Source organism: Pseudomonas sp. MWU12-2319 (assembly GCF_023242525.1).
Taxonomy (GTDB): domain Bacteria; phylum Pseudomonadota; class Gammaproteobacteria; order Pseudomonadales; family Pseudomonadaceae; genus Aquipseudomonas; species Aquipseudomonas gingeri_D.
In genome coordinates this window covers 1-572 of sequence record NZ_JALJES010000068.1, presented here as the reverse complement: position 1 = coordinate 572, position 572 = coordinate 1, and the positions used below count along the sequence as shown (strand labels likewise).

The 572-nt window shown below is 54.2% G+C and carries 1 protein-coding gene; it reads left to right on the top strand.

The window, feature by feature from the left end; genetic code table 11:
• Positions 1 to 417: hypothetical protein (locus M5C01_RS32780; protein ID WP_248764478.1), on the top strand; the 417-nt coding region annotated here is incomplete at its 5' end.
• Positions 418 to 572: the final 155 nt, after the last annotated feature.

Below are 572 nucleotides of genomic sequence, written 5' to 3'. Positions count from 1 at the left end.
AAGGTCATCATGAAAGCGTCGGGTGCCACCCACCCAGTAGAGTTTTCGATCAGGCGCGCAACGGATCCTGACCAGCGCATGGATGTACAGGGAACTGTAGTGGATACCGGTCGGGGCAAGGTGTTCGGCTGGATTGCCACGCTCAACGAAACGGTTAGCAGCGCAACGTTGAAGCGCTTCCCGCAGTTGGAGGTACAGGCCGACGCCGATCAACCGTTCGTGATCTCGGGTTACGCCAGTGACGAGAGCATTGGGCGTATCTACCGATGTGGCCCGGTTAGAAGCATATTCACACCGGAGCGAAGCAAGGTCTATCTGGTGGAGTTTCAGTTTGTGGATGACCGCTGTGAACAGCATGTCTACGATGTCACCCAGTCAGAGGTGCGTATTCCCGTGGCGAGCGTATCGGGCCTTTGAGTCCGATTTGAGAAACCAAAGGCTACCTCTCAAGGGAAATCATGCAGAGATTTTTTACCTGGGTCATAACCTTCTTCTCTGGTATTCGTTCGATTGTCCTCATCGTGTTCGGGATCGTCTTCCTGGTTTGTGCTGGCATGGGGCTTTACGATGCC